Below are 17384 nucleotides of genomic sequence, written 5' to 3' on the forward strand. Positions count from 1 at the left end.
CCGTCGGCCTCGCGGGTGGGCCGGTGCCGTGCGCGGGCCGTGGCCCGCCGTGCGCCTTCCCCTCCCACCGGCCGGTGGTGTCGTTCTCGTGGGAAGGACACACCGTGAAGATCAGCACGACCGTTCTCGGCCATCCGCGCATCGGGCGCCGCCGCGAACTCAAGAAGGCCGTCGAGGCCTACTGGACCGGTGGCCTGGACGCCGCCGGGCTCGCCGAGGCCGCCGCGCGCATCCGCCGCGACACCTGGACCGCGCTCGCCGACGCCGGCGTCGAGCTCCTCCCCTCCAACACCTTCTCCCTCTACGACCATGTCCTGGACGCCGCCGTCGCCGTGGACGCCGTCCCCGCACGGCACCGCGACCTCGGCCTGGACGCCCTGGGCACCTACTTCGCCATGGCGCACGGCACGGCCACCACCACGCCCCTCGAACTGACCAAGTGGTTCGACACCAACTACCACCACCTCGTCCCCGAACTGGCCCCCGGCACCGTCTTCCGGGCCGTGCCGGACAAGCCGCTCGCCGAGTACCGCGAGGCCCTCGTCCAGGGCCACGACACCCGCCCGGTCCTGGTCGGGCCCGTAACGTTTCTGCTGCTGTCGAAGGCCGCCGAGGACGCCCCCGGCGGCTTCGCCCCGCTGGACCTGCTCGACGGGCTGCTGGACGCCTACGCGGGCGTCCTCACCGCCCTCGGCGCGGCCGGCGCGTCCTGGGTCCAGCTCGACGAGCCCGCCTTCACCGCCGACCGCTCGCCCGCCGAACTGGCCGTCCTGCGCACCGCCTACACACGACTGTCCACCCTGGAGGGCGCGCCGAACATCCTGGTGACCGGCTCCTACGGGCACCTCGGCGAGGCCCTCGACGTCCTGCTCGGCACCCCCGTCCACGGCATCGGCGTCGACCTCGCCACCGACACCGCCGACGCCGAGCGCCTGGCCGCGCACGGCCCCACCGGCAAGCTCATCGCCGCCGGGGTCATCGACGGCCGCAACATCTGGCGCGCCGACATCGCCGCCGCGGCCGCGCTCGCCGCCCGCGCCGGTGGCGACGACCTGGTGGTGTCGACGTCCTGCTCGCTGCTGCACGTCCCCCACGACGCCGAGGAGGAGACCGGCCTGGCGCCCGAGCTGCGCGAGCGCCTGGCCTTCGCGCGGCAGAAGGCCGGAGAGGTCGTCGCCGTCAAACGCGTCCTCACCGGAGAAACACCGCCCGCCGCGATCGGGCCGGTCCCGGACGCCTGGCGCGACGAGCGCGTCCGCGAGCGCGTCGCGACCGCCTCCCACGAGGGACGCGGCCCGGCCGAGGAGCGCCGCCGGATTCAGGCCGCGCGCCTGAACCTGCCGCCGCTGGCCACCACGACCATCGGCTCCTTCCCGCAGACGCCGGAGATCCGCGCGGCCCGCGCCACCCACCGCGCCGGGCGCATCTCCGAGGCCGAGTACCGCGACGCGATGCGCGGCGAGATCGCCCGCGTCATCGGCCTCCAGGAGCGCCTGGGCCTCGACGTGCTCGTGCACGGCGAGGCCGAGCGCGACGACATGGTGCGCTACTTCGCCGAGCGGCTGGGCGGTTTCGCCACCACCGCGCACGGCTGGGTGCAGTCCTACGGGACGCGCTGCGTGCGCCCGCCGCTGCTGTACGGCGACGTCCACCGGCCCGCGCCGATGACGGTGGAGTGGAGCGCGCACGCCGCCTCGCTCACCGAGAAGCCCGTCAAGGGGATGCTCACCGGCCCGGTGACGATCCTGGCGTGGTCGTTCGTGCGCGAGGACCAGCCGCTCGCGGCGACGGCCGCGCAGGTGGCCCTGGCGCTGCGGGAGGAGACGGTGGACCTGGAGGCCGCCGGGATCGGCGTGATCCAGGTGGACGAGCCCGCCCTGCGCGAGCTGCTGCCGCCGCGCCGCGACGACCACGCCGCCTATCTGGAGTGGGCGGTGGCTGCCTTCCGGCTGGCCACCTCGGGTGTGCGCGACGAGACGCAGGTCCACACCCATCTCTGCTACTCGGAGTTCGGGCCGGTGCTGCCCGCGATCGACGCGCTGGACGCCGACGTGACCAGCATCGAGGCGTCCCGCTCGCGGCTGGAGATCCTCGGCGAGCTGCGCGAGGGCGGCTACTCGCGGGGTGTGGGGCCGGGTGTGTACGACATCCACTCCCCGCGCGTTCCGGACGCCGCCGAGATCGCCGCCGCGCTGCGCAAGGCCGCCACCGCGGTCGATCCGCGCCTGCTGTGGGTCAATCCCGACTGCGGCCTGAAGACCCGCCGCTACGCCGAGGTCGAACCGGCGCTGGCGGCGATGGTCGCCGCCGCGGCCGAGGTCCGCGCCGAGCTGAACCTTTAGGTCCCCTTCACCGCCGGGAGCACTCCGCCGTCGAGGAGGAGCGTGCTCCCGGCGCGCCCCCGTGCACCCACCGTCCAGAAAGGAGGGTCGCGCGCCCGCGTTCCCGGCGACCGGCGTCCCCGCCGCTCGCTTCTTCGTGCTGCCGTAAGAACTACTGCGAAGACTGCTTCAGAAGAAGAAATCTCCGGTAGATCGATGAATCAAAGAAAGATTTTCCCGCCGAAGTCTTGTGTCGCCGAGGTTTCTTGACGCAGACTCGACGGCACCGCCGCCCCCACCCGCGAAAGGAGCGCGCCGGTGACCGAGAGGTTCCGGGTCACATACGCGACCCTGACGGCCGACAACCCCGGCCTGCACGCCGCCTACGAGGACGGCGTCCGCGCCGCCCGCAACCGGCTCGGCGCCACCATCGCCCCGATCATCGACGGCGAAACCGCGACCGGCGGCGAGCCCGCCGTCCTGCGCAGCCCCGGCGACACCGCGCTCGTGCTCGCCGAGGTCCGGCCCGCCACGGACGCCGACGTCGCCCGCGCCGTGGCCGCCGCCCGCGCCGCCGCGCCCGCCTGGGCCGCCACCCCGTGGCGTGAGCGGCTGGCCGTCCTGCGCCGGGCCGCCGACCTGATCAGCGAACGCTCGCCTGAGCTGGCCGCGATCATGACCATGGAGGTCGGCAAGAACCGCCTGGAGGCCCTCGGCGACGTCGAGGAATCGGCCGACCTGATCCGCTACTACTGCGACCAGGTAGAGGCCCACGACGGCTTCGACCGCCCGATGGCCACCATCGCCCCGCGCGAGACCACCCGCAGCGTCCTGCGCCCCTACGGGGTCTGGGCGGTCATCAGCCCCTTCAACTTCCCCATGGCCCTGGCCGCCGGACCCGCCGGGGCCGCGCTGGCCGCCGGGAACACCGTCGTGCTCAAACCCAGCCTCCAGGGCTCCTTCAGCGCGCTGCTGCTGACCGAGTGCCTGCTGGACGCCGGGCTGCCCGCCGGTGTCCTGCACCTGCTGCCCGGCGGCGACGAACCCGGCCGCGCCCTCGTGGCCCACCCGGGCGTCGACGGGCTCACCTTCACCGGCTCCACCGCCGCCGGCGAGGCGATCACCCGCGCCTTCGCCGGTCCCGCGATCTGCGAGATGGGCGGCAAGAACGCCGCGATCGTGACCGCCACGGCCGACCTGGACGACGCCGCGCTCGGCGTGGCCCGCTCCGCCTTCGGCCTGTCCGGCCAGAAGTGCTCGGCCTGCTCCCGCGTCTACGTCGAGGCATCCGTCCACGACGCCTTCGTCGAGCGCCTCGTGAAGCACGCCGAGACCTTCGCGGTCGGCGACCCGCTGCTGCCCGGCACCTACGTCGGCCCGGTCATCGACGCCGGGGCCGTCACCCGCTACGAGGACGTCGTCGCCCACGCCCGCTCCGCCGGGCGCGTGGCCGCCGGTGGCGCGACGATGACCGAGCTCGGGGGCTTCTACGTCGCGCCCACCGTCGTCACCGGCCTGCCCCTCGACGACGACATCTTCCGGCGGGAGCTGTTCCTGCCGCTGGTCGCCGTCGCGCCGGTGGCCTCCGCCGAGGAGGGCATCGCGCTGGCCAACGCGTCCCCCTACGGCCTGACCGCCGGGTTCTTCTCCGGCGAGCAGAGCGAGATCGACCTGTTCCTGGCCCGCGTCGAGGCCGGTGTCGTCTACGTCAACCGCCCGGCCGGCGCCACGACCGGCGCGTGGCCCGGCGTCCAGCCCTTCGGCGGCTGGAAGGCCTCCGGCAGCACCGGCAAGGCCGGTGGCGGCCCGTACTACGTCCAGAGCTACCTGCGCGAACAATCCCAGACGGTGGTGACCTCATGACTTCTGTTCCTGCCTGGTTCGATGCCTCCCGGCCCGTGCCCGACCTGCGCACGCCCCTCCCCGGGCCCGCCGGTCGCGCGGCGGTCGCGCTGGACGCCTCGGTCACCAGCCCCTCGCTGCCGCGCGCGTACCCGATGACGCCGGTGCGCGGCTACGGCAGCGCGATCGAGGACCTCGACGGGAACCTGTTCCTCGACTTCAACGCCGGGATCGCGGTCAACTCCACCGGCCACGCCCACCCCACGGTCGTGGCGGCGGTACGGGAGCAGGCGGAGAACCTGCTGCACTACTCGGCCAGCGACTTCTTCCTGCCCATCTACGCCGAGTACTGCCGGGCACTGACCGCGACGGCGCCGATGGGCGTGCCGACCCGGGCGTTCCTGACCAACTCCGGGGCCGAGGCGGTGGAGGGCGCGCTCAAGCTCGTCCGCTTCGCCACCGGGCGCCCCTACGCGATCAGCTTCTTCGGCGCCTTCCACGGCCGCAGCTTCGGCGCGATGACGCTGACGGCGTCCAAGGCCAAGTACCACTCGGGCTTCGGGCCGCTGCTGCCCGGCATCCTGCACGCCCCCTACGCCCCGGCCTCACCGTCCTATCTGGAGGACGTGCTCTTCCGCTTCCAGGTGGACCCCCGTGAGGTCGCGGCCGTCTTCGTCGAGCCGATCCAGGGCGAGGGCGGCTACATCGTCCCGCCGCCGGGCTGGATGGCGCGGCTGCGCGAGATCTGCGACCGCCACGGCATCATGCTCGTGGCCGACGAGGTCCAGAGCGGCATGGGCCGCACCGGGAAGATGTGGGCGATCGAGCACACCGGCGTGCGCCCGGACGTCCTCATCACCGCCAAGGGCATCGCCTCGGGCCTGCCGCTGGGCGCGTTCGTCGCCCGCGCCGACCTGATGGAGAGCTGGCCCATGGGCGCCCACGGCTCCACCTACGGCGGCAGCCCCGTGCCCTGCGCGGCCGGGCTGGCCACCTTGCGGGTCATCGCCGAGGAGAACCTGATGGCCAACGCCACCGCCCAGGGCGACTTCCTGCTCACCGGGCTGCGCGAGCTGGCCGAGCGCGAGCCGGGCACCGTCCGCGACGTGCGCGGTGTCGGGCTGATGATCGGCGTGGAGTTCGCCGACGGGCGCGTGGCCGGGCTCGTGCAGCAGGCGTGCTTCCAGCGCGGCCTGCTGGTGCTGGAGGCGGGGGAGAACGTGGTCCGCATGTCCCCGCCGCTGACGCTGACCCGCCAGGACGCCGCCACCGGGCTGCGCCTGTTCGGCGAGGCCGTCAGCGAGGTCGCCGCCGACCTGCGCATGAGCCGCGACCTCGGGGCCGCGCGGTGAGCAAGCTGCTGCCGATGGACGAGGCCGTCGCCGGTCTCGTCCACGACGGCGACACCGTCGCCATCGAGGGCTTCACGCACCTGATCTCCTTCGCCGCCGGGCACGAGATCATCCGCCAGGGCCGCCGCGACCTCACCCTGTGCCGCCTGACCCCCGACGTCATCTACGACCAGATGATCGGCGCGGGCGTGGCCCGCAAGCTCGTCTTCTCCTGGCTGGGCAACCCCGGCGCCGGTTCGCTGCACGCGATCCGGCGGCTCGTGGAAGGCCCCGGTTTCGAAGTGGAGGAGTACTCGCACTTCGGGATGGTCGGCCGCTACGCCGCCGGGGCGGCGAAGCTCCCCTTCTACCCGCTGCGCAGCTTCGAGGGCAGCGACCTGCCCTCGGTCAACCCGAACATCAGGACGGTGGCCTCGCCCTTCGACGGCGAGGAGGTCTACGCCGTCCCGCCGCTGAACCCCGACGTCACGATCGTGCACGCCCAGCGCGCCGACGTCCACGGCAACACCCAGGCCTGGGGCCTGCTCGGCTGCCAGAAGGAGGCCGCCTTCGCCGCCCGCCGCGTCATCGTGGTGGCCGAGGAGATCGTGCCCGAGAGCGTCATCCGCGCCGACCCCAACCGCGTCCTGCTGCCCGGGCTCATCGTGGACGCCGTCGTGCACTGCCCGCGCGGCGCCCACCCGTCCTTCGCGCAAGGCCACTACGACCGCGACAACCGCTTCTACCTCGCCTGGGAGCACATCAGCCGCGACCCGCAGCGCCTTTCGGCCTGGCTGGACGAGTGGATCCACGGCACCAGCGACCACGCCGGGTACCTCGCCAAACTCGGCGAGGCCCACTGGGACGACCTGCTGCCGGGCCCCGCCCTCTCCGGCGAAGTCGACTACGGAGACCACCGATGACCTTCACCCGAACCGAGACCATGGTCGTCGCCGGAGCCCGCGCCCTCGAAGGACGCCGCGTCTGCTTCGTCGGCATCGGCCTGCCCAACATCGCCGTCGCCCTCGCCCAGCGCACCGTCGCCCCCGGCATCGAGCTGATCTACGAGTCCGGCGTCTACGGCTCCCGCCCCAACCGGCTCCCGCTGTCCATCGGCGATCCCTGCCTGGTCACCGGATCCCTCGCCGTCATGCCGATGGCCGAGCTCTTCCAGTACTACCTCCAGGGCGGCCTGGTCGACGTCGGCTTCCTGGGCGCGGCCCAGATCGACCGGCGCGGCGACCTCAACACCACCGTCATCGGCGACGACTACCACCACCCGAAGGTCCGGCTGCCCGGCTCGGGTGGCGCCTGCGACATCGCGCAGAACGCGCGCGAGGTCATCGTCCTCATGCGACAGTCCCGGCGATCCTTCGTGGACACCGTCGACTTCCGCACCAGCCCCGGATCCCGCGTCGCCCGGGTGATCACCGACCTCGGCGTCTACACCGTCGGCGAGCGCCTCGAACTGACCGCCCTGCATCCCGGGGTGACCCTCGACGAGGTCCGCGCGGCCACCGGCTGGGACCTCGACCTCGCCCCCGGCGTGACCGAGACCCCGCCGCCGACGGCCGAGGAGCTGCGGATCCTGCGCGAGGAACTCGACCCGGAGAGGATCTACCTGCGATGAGCCGCGTCTTCGCCCGCGGCCCGGCGAGCCTGCCCCGGGTCGCCACCGCCCTGGGCTCCCGCGTCTGGGACACCGACGGACAGTCCTATCTGGACGCCTCAGGTGGCGCGATCGTGGTCGGCGTCGGCCACGGCAACGAGACCGTCATCGAGGCCGCCGCCCGCCAGGCCCGCGCGGTCTCCTACGCCCACGCCACCATGTTCGCCGCCGACGTCCTCGACGACTACGCCGAGGCCCTGGCCGGGCTCGTCCCCGTCGACGACGCCCACGTGTACCCCGTCTCCGGCGGCAGCGAGGCGGTGGAGACCGCGCTGAAGATGGCGCGCGCCTACCACCTGGCGCGCGGCGAGGACCGGCACGTGATCGTCTCCCGGCGCGGCTCCTACCACGGCAACACCCGCGGCGCCCTGGACGCCTCCGGGCGCGACGGGCTGCGCGCGCCCTACGCGCCCTGGCTCGGCGCGGCCGTCCACGCGCCCTCGCCCTACGAGTACCGCTGCCCCTTCCCCGAGGCCCACCCGGACGGCTGCGCCGCCGCCCACGTGGCGGCCCTGGACAAGCTCTTCGCCGAGTGGCCCGTCGCCGCCTTCATCGCCGAACCGGTCGCCGGGGCGGGCCTGGGCGCCTGCGTACCGCCGTCCGGCTACTGGCCGGGCGTCGCCGAGGCCTGCCGACGCCACGGTGTCCTGCTCATCGCCGACGAGGTCATGACCGGCTTCGGCCGCACCGGAACCTGGTTCGGGCTCGACCACTGGGGCGTGCGCGCCGACATCGTCACCGCCGGGAAGGGCGCGGCCTCCGGGTACTGGCCGCTCGGGCTGGCCATCGCCTCCGGCGAGGTCCACGCCACCATCGCCGGGGCGTTCACCCACGGCTTCACCTACTCCCACCACCTCGTCGGCGCCGCGACCGGGCTGGCGGTGCTGGACGCGCTGCGCCCGCTCGTCCCCGGCGTCGCCGACAAGGGACGGTTCCTGCTCGACGGGCTGCGCGCGGTCCTCGCCGCCGACGAGCGCGTCGGCGACGTCCGCGGCCTCGGCCTGCTCACCGGGATCGAACTGGTCGCCGACCGCGCCACACGGCGTCCATACCCGCGCGCCCACCGCCTCGCCGAACGCGTCACCGCCACCGCCCGCGACCTCGGCCTGCTGATCTACCACGGCACCGGCTGCGCCGACGGCACCGACGGCGACCTCGTCCTGCTCGGCCCGCCACTGTCCACAAGCGAGGACGAGCTCGCCGAGATCATCGCGCTGTGCGCGCGGGCGATCGCGGCCACGCGGTGAGGAGCGGTTTGCCGGGGCACGCGACGATGGGTCCATGACCGAAGAGCTGTTCGTCGCCTCCGGCGCGCCCTCCGAGCTCGACGCCCTCCTCGTCGAGGAGGAGCTGGGGCTGGCCGGCGTCCGCCACGGCGTCGGCGAGGTCGCCCTGCCGCTGCGGGACCCCAGCCACATCTCCATCGGCGAGCCCCTGGCCCTGCCGCTGGACGACGTTCCCGCCCAGATCGCCGACGCCCACCCGGACGCGGAGTTCTGGCAGGTCGGGCTGTCGTGCTCCTTCCAGGCCGCGCCCGGCTCCCGCTTCGCCGACGCGCGCCTCGGCGTCGAACTGTCCACCGTGGACGGCGGTGGGGCCGTCGCGATGGACATGTTCCCCACCCTCATCGAGGAACAGCGCACCGTCACCGTGACCTCCACGGCCGGGCAGGCGTCCTTCGGCTTCGACGCCATCGGCGCCGAACTCAGCCTGCCCACGCGCGAGCAGACCACCGAGCTGATCCGCTACTCCGGCCGCGTGGTCGCCTTCGGGCTCGGCGGCGACCGGCCCGCCTGGTCCTTCCAGCGCACCGAACAGCGCGAGATCGCCGGACCCCACCGGCTGTACCTGCTCGTCCGCAAGCCGCGCGGGACGGCCGTCCACGCCCGGTTCACGCTGAGCGCGCGGGTGGAGTTCGTGATCGGCGGACGCGGCTTCGCGCCCACCGACCTGGTGATGCTGTTCCGTAAGCGGACGCGGACGGGCGAGCTGGTGGACGCGCCGACGGTGCCGCTGGTGCCCTAGGGCGCGACGAGCGATCCGTGCGCGGCGGCGATGACCCAGCCGTTGTCGGCGGGGATCCAGGTGCGCGTGTACGCCATCGTCGCCTCGATCTTGTCGCCGGCGAGCGTCCCCACGACGCGCAGGGTCACCCGGGTGACACCGATCCCGCCGATGACCTGGACCTCACGGCCGAGCTCGTCGATCTCGCTCAGCAGCAGCGTCCGTGAGCGGTGCACGGCCAGGTCGGCGGCCTTGTCGATGGTGGAACCGTCGGGGCCGGTGAAGCGCACCTCGTCGTGCAGGAACGCGTCGAGGGCGGACACGTCGTTGTCCAGCATCGCGGCCTGGAAGCGGTTCTCGGCCTCGTTCAGCGTGGTGGTGTTGAAGCGATCGGTGTCCATGCCCCCGAGGGTAGCCAAGGGGACGGTGATCACCTAGGCGCCGAACACCGCACTCTGTTCGCCTCTTCCAAGTGTCAAAGACCGAACACTTGGAAGCCGGCCCAGTGCACCGGATCCGCATAGGGCCGCCCCTCCGGATCCACCTCCGCCCGGCGCCCGGCCAGTGCGGCGGCCAAGTGTGCCGCCTCCTGTGCGCCGTAGCGGAAGCCGCGTCCCCGTACCGCCGCCGGGCCCTCGTCCAGACCGGCGAGCTCGGCGTACGTGGCCTCCCGCAGCCATGCCTGCGCCCTGGCCAGGGCCGCCGAGGGTGAGCCGTTCCCGGGCAGCCATTCGCGCATGAACCGCACGATCAGCAGGTAGGTAGCCCGGTCGTCGACCGGCCACAGCGAGGCCAGCACCGCCCGCGCGCCCGCCTGGAGCATTCCGGTGGCCAGGCCGCGCGCCTCGCCGAGGGCGCCGCGCCGGATGTCCATGACGGCCGTCTGGCAGGCCGACAGGACCAGCAGCCGCAGCCCGCTCAGGTCGGCGGCTTCGCCGAGGACGTCGTCGAGGGTGAGGGTCTCGCCCCGGGCGAGGAACAGGCGGGAGGCGAAGACGTTCCACGCGTCGAACTCGCCGTGGCAGGAGGCGACGACGGTGTGGCCCTCGCGCAGGGACTCCAGCAGCCACGCGCGGGTGGCTTCCTCGCCGACGCGGGCCCTGGTGGCGTCCCCGGCGAGTGCGGCGACGGTGAGGGCCTCGGCCTCGCCCCAGCGCAGGGGCAGGTGCGTGGGACGCGGGTCGCCGAGGGTGTAGACGCCCTCGCGGGTGGTCTCGCTGCTCCCGGCGACGGCCCGCGCGCTGGGCGCGATGGTGAAGGCGACCCCCGGAGGAGCGGCGGCCAGCAGCGGGAACGCGGGCAGCGCGCCGCAGGCGACGAGCGCGGCGGCGTCCACATCGGACGCCCGCAGCCAGGCCACCAGCGGACCCATCACGGTCTCGGCGAGCGCGGGCAGGCAGCGGGCCAGCTCGGCGCGCAGGAACTCGTGGCCGAGGGTGGTGTCCAGGCGCGAGCGCGCGGCGGGCTCCAGATCGCTATAGGGCGCCAGGGTGCTCTCGGGCAGGCCGGGATGGGCCATGGCCAGCACCGCCCGCGCCGCCGCGCTCAAGGTCCCCTCCGGCAGGGTGGCGGCCTTGTCGGCGAAGGAGACGCCGGGCCGCGCGGCCAGCAGGCGCGGGCCGAGGCCGTCCTGCGCGGCGAAGTAGCCGCCGATGAGCGTGCCCTGGTGGAGGGTCTGGCCGAGGCCGGTGGCGACGTCGTCGGTGAGCGCCGGGATCGCCAGCACCGACGGCTCATCGCCCGGCCGGGTCAGGATCGCGCGGCCGCCCCACGGGGTCGAGAACAGGTACACCAGCGGGACCTCCACCGGCGTCTCCTCCTCCGGCTCGGGTGCGGGCGCGTCACTGCCGTAGAGGCCCTCCAGCGCCTCGGCGAACTCGTGCCGGGCTTCACGCGCGGCCCGGCCGAGTGCGGCCGCTCGCGCCAGGCGCTCGGCGTAGTCGTTGCCCTCCGGTGGAGCGTCGACGGCGAGCTGCGCCGCGACCCACGCCGCCCTGGCCCGCCGGTAGCGGAGCACTTCCGGCTCGGGCTCCGTCCGGCGTGGACGGACGGCCTCGGCCAGCGACCGCGCCCGGCCCCGCTCGACGGCCGCGACGGCCTCGGCCGCGCGGCCGAGTTCGGTGAGCGCGTAGGCGTCCAGCTCGCCGATCTGGTGGCCCTCGCGGACCACGTCGTCGATGAGCCGCGCGTCGCCACCGGCGGCCGCCAGCAGCCGGTCCTCGGCCCGCCCGCCGGAGTCGAAGACCTCGTGCGCCCGCTCCCACTCGCCGCGCCCGGCGAGGATCTCGCCGAGCGCACCCGCCGAGCGCCGGTGCTCGAAGGGGAACGTGGCCGCGTCGTGGACGGCCAGGACCTCGGCGAACTCCTCCGCGGCCTCGTCGAGCCGCCCGGACGCCCGCAGCGCCTGCGCCAGGTTGTGCCGTGTCTCGGCGGTCTCGGGCGCGGAGCGCTCGATGCCGAGGGCGTCCCGGAAGCACGCGATCGCCTCGTCCAGCGCGTCGGCCGCGCTCAGTGCCGCGCCCAGGTTGGCCGTCGTGCCCGCCCACTCGTAGGCGTGGGCGTCGCGGGTCAGCACGGTCAAGGCCTCGCGGAAGCCGGCGGCGGCCTCCTCGAAGCCGGTGGGACGCCCGAGGCGGCCCAGTTCCAGGCGGGTCAGGCCGAGGCTGTTCATGGCCCGCGCCCACAGGTACGGCTCACCCGCCGGGCCCCAATCGTCCACCGTGGACGCCAGCAGCCGCTCGGCCTCGGCGAGGTTGCCGCGCGGATCGCCCAGCCGCCGGTCGCGGTACAGCTGCCCAAGCTGCGCGCGCATCGCGACCTCGTCGGGGGCCTGCGCCAGTGCCGCCGTCGCGTAGTCGATGGCCCGCTCCATCTCGGCGGCGTGATCGCCGAGGATCCGCTCGGCGTGCGCCACCGACAGCAGGTGCAGCGGGATCGCCCGCTCGCCGGGCTCGTGCAGTTCCAGCGCGACCTCCAGCGCGGCCAGCAGTTCCTCCTGCCAGTCGAGCGCCGAGCCACAGTGGACGGACAGCAGCCGCTCGGCCGTCATCACCAGCAGGTGCGCCCGCAACGCCGGCAGGATCGCGTCCTGGGCCAGCACCGCCCGCAGCGCCTCCATGAGCAGGTACGGGTCCTGCGCCCAGAACTCCTCCTGGACCAGCGCCACCAGGTCTTCGGCGGGCAGTGCCCGGTGCCACTCCACCCGGACCGCGTCGAACAGCTCCGGATCGGGCGACCACTCGTCCTCGGTACCGTCGTCCAGCGCGCCGCCGGACTCCTCGTCCACGCCGTTCAGCGCCAGGAACACCGATCGCGGATCCGGCTCCGGCGCGCCCCACTCCGCCAGCGACCGCAGCACGATCAGCACCGGCCGCAACAGCCGTGCCACCCCCTCGCGCCGCTCTTCCGGGGTGAGCCCCATCCGCCGCTCGAAGGCGTACCGCAAACCTCGCACCACACCGGGATCCGGCCGCCCCAGCAGCGACAGCAGGTAGTGCCCCATCGCCGTGTCGAGTTCGGCCACGGCATCGCTCTCGAAGGCCTGCGCGTTGCCCAGCATCGCGTGCAGCCGCGCGTACTCCACCGGAGACGTGAGGCGATCGGGAAGGTCCTCTTCGGACGGTGGCGGCGCCATCGTCCCACGCTACGCCCATCGCGCCAGGTGACGCCATCATGACCCGGAACCCCGCAAAACCACGATCAACACCATGGGACGGTGACGGGATTTCCTGGCAGCCTTACCGCCCCGCGCACCCGTCGAGCAGTGAGGAACCCAGCCATGGCGACCGCCGAGGCCACCGTCCGCCCCAACGAGACGACCGCCCCGATCATGCCCTGCGCCTCGGTCGAGGAGACCCGGGAGTTCTTCGAGAACCTCGGCTTCACCGCGGCCTACGCCCAGACCAGGCCCTACCCCTACCTGATCATGGCCTGGAGCGGCTTCGCCCTCCATTGGACCCGCCTGCCCAAGGGCGGCGATCCGTCCAATGAGGACCTCGGCGCCTGCATCGTCTACGTCGACGACATCGCCCCCTACCACGCCCACCTCACCGCCAAAATGCGCGAGGCCTACGGCAAGGTCCTGGCCACCGGCCGCCCCCGCCTCACCCGATACCGCCCCGGCGCCTCCCGCTTCACCCTCGTCGACCCCACCGGCAACGCGATCATGTTCATCCGCCGCGACGAGCCCCTCGAAGTCGAATACGGCGGTGCGAAAGAGCTGACTGGCCTGGCGAAGGCCCTGGACAACGCCCGCATCCTCCGCGAGTTCAAACAGGACGACAAGGCCGCCCACCGCGCCCTCAACTCCGCCCTCCGTAAGCACCCCGACGCCCCGGCGGTCGAGCGCGCGACGGCACTGGCGGCGATGATCGAGCTGGCGGTGGCCATGGGCGAGCACGACCGCGTCCCCGCCCTGGGCGAGCGGCTGGGGGCGATCGCCCTGACGGCGGAGGAGCGCGCGCGGGTGGAGGCGGAGCTCGGCAACGCCGGGGACCTACGGGAGTGGCTGGGGGAGTAGGGCCGTCACAGCCGCCGCATAGGGTGCTCTCACCCGACCCCAGGAGACGAACGTGCGCTTCGCCGACGATGTGGCCGCCCCGGAGTCCGACGACTGGGCCGACTGGCTCGCCTACGCCGACGCGCTGACCGCCGCCGGCGACCCCCGCGGCGCGGCCATCCACGCCGAGCACCGGGGCGAGCCGGACTACGCCGAGGCCGAGCGGGAGCTCGGCCTCGACGGGCCGCGGGCGGAGGGATCCTGGCGCTTCACCTGGTCCCGGGGCTTCATCGACCGGGCCGCCTTCCGGCTCTCGGCCGAGGGCACGGCCCGCCGCCGCGAGCTGGTGACCGACGCCGGGGACCGCGCCGACCCCGAACGCTGGGAGGCGGCGCTGGTCGAGCTGCTGCTGACCCACCCGGCGGCGGCCCGGCTGGCGGCCCTGGAGCTGCGGCTGACCGACTACCACCACTCCGCCGCGCGCGCCGCCCGCGCGCTCGCCCGCCGGTCGTGGCCGCGGCTGACGTCCCTGAGCCTCGGCCACGACTACGAGATCCTGTTCGCCCTGCACGAGACCTCCACCGGCAACCGGATCAACCCGGAGAAGTACCTGCACGACCCCGTCATCCCGGCAGAGGCCGGCGCGGCGCTCTGGCTGGCGCTGCCCGCGCTGCGGATCGAACTAGAGGGCGCGTTCCTTCTCGACGACCTGGACCACGAGACCCTCACCGGGCTGCGGACCCGGGGCAGCGTCTTCGCCGACGGTTCGCTGTTCGCGTTCTCCACCCCGGCCCTGACCTCGCTGGAGGTCGAGATCGACCACGACGTCCACGGCACCCTGGCCACCAATGTCCAGCTGGAGGAGCTGAGCCCGCAACGCTTCCCCGCGCTGAGCCGCCTCGACTTGAGCCGGGCCTTCTTCGAGCCCGAGGAGGGCGCCGACCTCGTGGTCCTCGCCGCGCATCCGATCCTGCCGCGATTGCGGAACCTGGCCATCCGGGACCTGGTCATCGAGGACGTACCCGAGCCGCTGGAGCTGCTTGCCGGGCTGGCCCCGCGCTTCGCGCACCTCGACCTGCGGATCGCCGGTGACATCGCGATAGCGGGCGCCGCCGACGGCGAGGCCGAGCGGGTGCTGGCCGCACACGGCCTGGGGTGGCACGGGGACGACGAGGCGTCCCGGCCTTGACTCCCTCGCCCGCACCCGGTTGGCTGCCCCCATGGAGCCACCGGGCGTCGTGCACATCGTCGGCGGCACCGGCATGGGTAAGACCCACCACGCCACCCGCATGGCCGCCGCCGACGGTGTTCTCGTCGCCTGCCGAGGGCTGCCGGACGAGCCGCTGGCCACCGTCCGGGAGCTCCTGGCCGCCCTGGGCGCGCCGGTGGATCTCTCCGGTGACCGCTACGACCTGTGCCGCCGCCTGCGCGGCCTGGTCGCGGGCCGCACGCTCGTCCTCGACGACGCCGACCACGCCGACGCCGACTCGGCCGTCGTCCTGCGCTGCCTGGCCACACGGCTCCCGGCCGACGCGACCCTGGTGCTCACCGGTGTGACCGCGCTCGACGCCCCGGGACGCCGCGTCGGCCTCGTCCCGCTCACCCCCGCCGAGGTCGCCGCCCTCACCGGCGAGGCCGCGCGCGTCCACGCGCTCACCGGCGGCGTCCCGGGCCTGGTGCACGCGGTGGCCACCGGCGAGGAGGCCGCCGTCCGCGAGCACACCACACGCCGACTGGCCACAATGGACCCCGATGCCCGGCGGCTGGTGGAGTCCCTGGCGTTACTAGGACGTCCCACCCCCATACGTCCCGGCATGACCGGCCTCGACGAGGCCCTCGCCCACGGACTCGCCACCACCGACGGCGACCACGTCCACTGTGGACCACCGCTCATCGCCGAGGCCGTCATCGCCGCCACCCCGCACGCCCGCCGCCGCGAGCACCACGCCGCGATCCTCGCCGAGCTCACCCGGCAGCCCGGCGACCTCACCGAGCTGCTGCGCCACGGACGCGGCGCGGGCGACCTCGCCGCCGTCGCCGCCTACGCCGTGGACGCCGCCCTGTGCGCCGGAGGCGGCCGGAACCTCGCCGGGCTGCTCCGCGAGCTCCTCGCCGACCGCGACCTGCCGCCCCGCCTGCGCGCCAAGGTCGGCGAACGCCTCAACCACCTCGTCGTCACCGGACTGGAGGCCCGCGAGGCGATCGCGCTGCTCCTCGACGCCATCGCCGACGAGCGCATCCCCGTCGGCGCGAGAGGCGAGCTGCGCCTCCAGCTCGGGCTGCTGCTGATGAACCAGGACGGCGACAGCGACGGCGGACGCGCCCAGCTCGCCCTCGCCGCCGCCGAACTGCGCCGCCGTCCCGCGCTAGCCGCCCGCGCCATGACCGCCCTCGCCCTGCCCTACTGGGGATCGGCGCCCGCCGCCGAGCACGCCGGCTGGCTCGCCCGCGCCGAACGCGCCCTGCCCGAGCGCGGCGACCCCGGACCACGTGCCGCCGCGCGCGTCAACCTCGTCACCGCGCTCCTCCAGTTCGGCGACCCGCGCGGCATCACCGAGGCCGCCGCCACCCCCGTCCACGCCGACGAGGCGGCCGTGCGCCGCGAACTCCTGCGCGGCCACAGCAACGTCGCCGCCGCCGCGCTCGCCCTCGGCCACGACCGCGCCGCCGCCACGCACCTGGAGCACGCCGAGGCCCTGACGCGGCGGGTCAGCGACGTCTACACCCGGCCGGTCCTGGAGTGCACGCGCCTGCGCCTGGCCCACCTGCGCGGCGACTGGGACGGCCTGGCCGAACGCGCCACCGCCCACGTCACCGCCTACGCCGACACCCCGTTCGTGGCCTGCACCGGCGCGCTCGTCCTGGGCGAACTGGCCATCGCCCGCGGCGAGTTCGCCGACGCCGCACGGCATCTCGCCCACCCCGGCCTGCGGCCCGACCCGCGCCGCATGGAGGCCGAGGCGATGGCGGCGGTGGCCGCCCGCGCCCGGCTCGCCGCCCGCACCGGCGAACCGGCCGCGCACGAACTCCTCGAAGCCCTGGACCGCCTGCGCGCCAAGGGACTCTGGACCTGGGCCGCCGAACTCGCCCACACCGCCGTGACCGGCCTCCTCGACGCCGATGACGCACCCGGAGCCAAGGCGCTCACCGCCGAGTTCGCCGCCGCGATCGAGGGCTGCGACTACCCCGCCGGACGGGCCGCGCTCGCCGCCTGCCGGGCGGCGCTGTCCGGCGATCCGGACGCCCACGCCGAGGCCGCCGCGCTGTATGCCGCCATCGGCCGCCCCTACGACGGTGCGCTCCAGCTGGAGGCCGAGGCCCGCCGCCGATCCGACACCGGACCACTGACGCGGGCCCTGGCACTGCTGGAGTCCCTGGGCGCGACCCACGACGCCGCCCGCTGCGCCCGCCTGCTCCGCGAGCACGGCGAGCCGCCCTCACGCGGCCGCGGACGCCCCGGCTACGGCCGGAGCCTGTCACCCCGCGAGCGCGACGTGGCGCGGCTGCTGGCCGCCGGGCGCGGCAACCGCGAGATCGCCGAGGTCCTGTTCCTGTCGGTGCGCACCGTCGAACACCACGTCGCCAGCGTGCTGCGCAAGCTGGACGCGCCCGCGCGCGACCGGGTCGTCCTGCCGCCCGAGGCGCATTGATTGGGTGGCGCCACCCAGCATCGCCACGATTGATGGCCCGCCGCCGCGACCGCGAGGATGCCCACCAGT

Annotated in this window: 12 protein-coding genes; 10 read left to right on the forward strand and 2 right to left on the reverse strand. The window is 74.3% G+C overall.

Annotated elements, in window-relative coordinates:
- Positions 1 to 104 precede the first annotated feature (104 nt).
- The 7 genes from metE (at position 105) to QSK10_RS21495 (ending at position 9188) form a co-directional block, all read left to right on the forward strand.
- Positions 105 to 2342 carry a 5-methyltetrahydropteroyltriglutamate--homocysteine S-methyltransferase gene (gene metE / locus QSK10_RS21465; protein WP_285664711.1) on the forward strand — a complete coding sequence of 746 codons (2238 nt, stop codon included), beginning with the start codon at positions 105 to 107 and terminating at the stop codon, positions 2340 to 2342.
- Positions 2343 to 2639: 297 nt separating this feature from the next.
- Positions 2640 to 4184, forward strand: a complete 1545-nt coding sequence (locus tag QSK10_RS21470) for an aldehyde dehydrogenase family protein (protein ID WP_285664712.1) — start codon at positions 2640 to 2642, stop codon at positions 4182 to 4184.
- A complete protein-coding gene (locus QSK10_RS21475; RefSeq protein ID WP_285664713.1) occupies positions 4181 to 5515 on the forward strand; it encodes an aminotransferase class III-fold pyridoxal phosphate-dependent enzyme in 1335 nt (444 codons plus the stop codon). The genes QSK10_RS21470 and QSK10_RS21475 overlap by 4 nt, the downstream gene beginning before the upstream one ends.
- Complete coding sequence (locus QSK10_RS21480; protein ID WP_285664714.1) at positions 5512 to 6417, forward strand: CoA transferase subunit A; 906 nt, start codon at positions 5512 to 5514, stop codon at positions 6415 to 6417. Before QSK10_RS21475 ends, QSK10_RS21480 begins: the two co-directional genes overlap by 4 nt.
- Positions 6414 to 7124, forward strand: coding sequence for a CoA-transferase subunit beta (locus tag QSK10_RS21485; protein ID WP_285664715.1), 711 nt, complete (start codon positions 6414 to 6416; stop codon positions 7122 to 7124). The genes QSK10_RS21480 and QSK10_RS21485 overlap by 4 nt, the downstream gene beginning before the upstream one ends.
- Entirely contained in the window at positions 7121 to 8410 is a 1290-nt protein-coding gene (locus tag QSK10_RS21490) for an aminotransferase family protein (RefSeq protein ID WP_285664716.1), read from the forward strand. Before QSK10_RS21485 ends, QSK10_RS21490 begins: the two co-directional genes overlap by 4 nt.
- 34 nt (positions 8411 to 8444) lie before the next feature.
- Positions 8445 to 9188, forward strand: a complete 744-nt coding sequence (locus tag QSK10_RS21495; protein WP_285664717.1) for a hypothetical protein — start codon at positions 8445 to 8447, stop codon at positions 9186 to 9188.
- Here the strand turns inward: QSK10_RS21495 and QSK10_RS21500 are convergent.
- Complete coding sequence (locus QSK10_RS21500) at positions 9185 to 9568, reverse strand: nuclear transport factor 2 family protein (RefSeq protein ID WP_285664718.1); 384 nt, start codon at positions 9566 to 9568, stop codon at positions 9185 to 9187. The two genes, QSK10_RS21495 and QSK10_RS21500, sit on opposite strands and share 4 nt — an antisense overlap.
- Positions 9569 to 9642: 74 nt before the next feature.
- Complete coding sequence (locus QSK10_RS21505; RefSeq protein ID WP_285664719.1) at positions 9643 to 12801, reverse strand: CHAT domain-containing protein; 3159 nt, start codon at positions 12799 to 12801, stop codon at positions 9643 to 9645.
- 144 nt (positions 12802 to 12945) lie between these two features.
- On the opposite strand from QSK10_RS21505, the gene QSK10_RS21510 reads away from it, so the two are divergent.
- From QSK10_RS21510 to QSK10_RS21520, 3 genes are read left to right on the forward strand one after another with little or no spacing between them, the layout of a single operon-like run.
- A complete protein-coding gene (locus QSK10_RS21510) occupies positions 12946 to 13686 on the forward strand; it encodes a DUF8817 family protein (RefSeq protein ID WP_285664720.1) in 741 nt (246 codons plus the stop codon).
- A 52-nt stretch (positions 13687 to 13738) separates the two neighbouring features.
- Positions 13739 to 14854: a hypothetical protein gene (locus tag QSK10_RS21515; RefSeq protein ID WP_285664721.1), complete on the forward strand. Its 1116-nt coding sequence runs from the start codon at positions 13739 to 13741 to the stop codon at positions 14852 to 14854.
- Positions 14855 to 14885: 31 nt separating this feature from the next.
- Complete coding sequence (locus tag QSK10_RS21520; RefSeq protein WP_285664722.1) at positions 14886 to 17315, forward strand: helix-turn-helix domain-containing protein; 2430 nt, start codon at positions 14886 to 14888, stop codon at positions 17313 to 17315.
- The last annotated feature ends 69 nt before the right edge of the window (positions 17316 to 17384 follow it).

It is taken from the genome of Actinorhabdospora filicis (assembly GCF_030269765.1).
Lineage (GTDB): Bacteria > Actinomycetota > Actinomycetes > Mycobacteriales > Micromonosporaceae > Actinorhabdospora > Actinorhabdospora filicis.

Coding starts and splice junctions, on each gene's coding strand:
- QSK10_RS21500 (WP_285664718.1), bottom strand. CDS start 9,568: ATGGACACCGATCGCTTCAACACCACCACGCTGAACGAGGCCGAGAAC.
- QSK10_RS21490 (WP_285664716.1), top strand. CDS start 7,121: ATGAGCCGCGTCTTCGCCCGCGGCCCGGCGAGCCTGCCCCGGGTCGCC.
- QSK10_RS21495 (WP_285664717.1), top strand. CDS start 8,445: ATGACCGAAGAGCTGTTCGTCGCCTCCGGCGCGCCCTCCGAGCTCGAC.
- QSK10_RS21485 (WP_285664715.1), top strand. CDS start 6,414: ATGACCTTCACCCGAACCGAGACCATGGTCGTCGCCGGAGCCCGCGCC.
- QSK10_RS21475 (WP_285664713.1), top strand. CDS start 4,181: ATGACTTCTGTTCCTGCCTGGTTCGATGCCTCCCGGCCCGTGCCCGAC.
- QSK10_RS21510 (WP_285664720.1), top strand. CDS start 12,946: ATGGCGACCGCCGAGGCCACCGTCCGCCCCAACGAGACGACCGCCCCG.
- QSK10_RS21505 (WP_285664719.1), bottom strand. CDS start 12,801: ATGGCGCCGCCACCGTCCGAAGAGGACCTTCCCGATCGCCTCACGTCT.
- QSK10_RS21520 (WP_285664722.1), top strand. CDS start 14,886: ATGGAGCCACCGGGCGTCGTGCACATCGTCGGCGGCACCGGCATGGGT.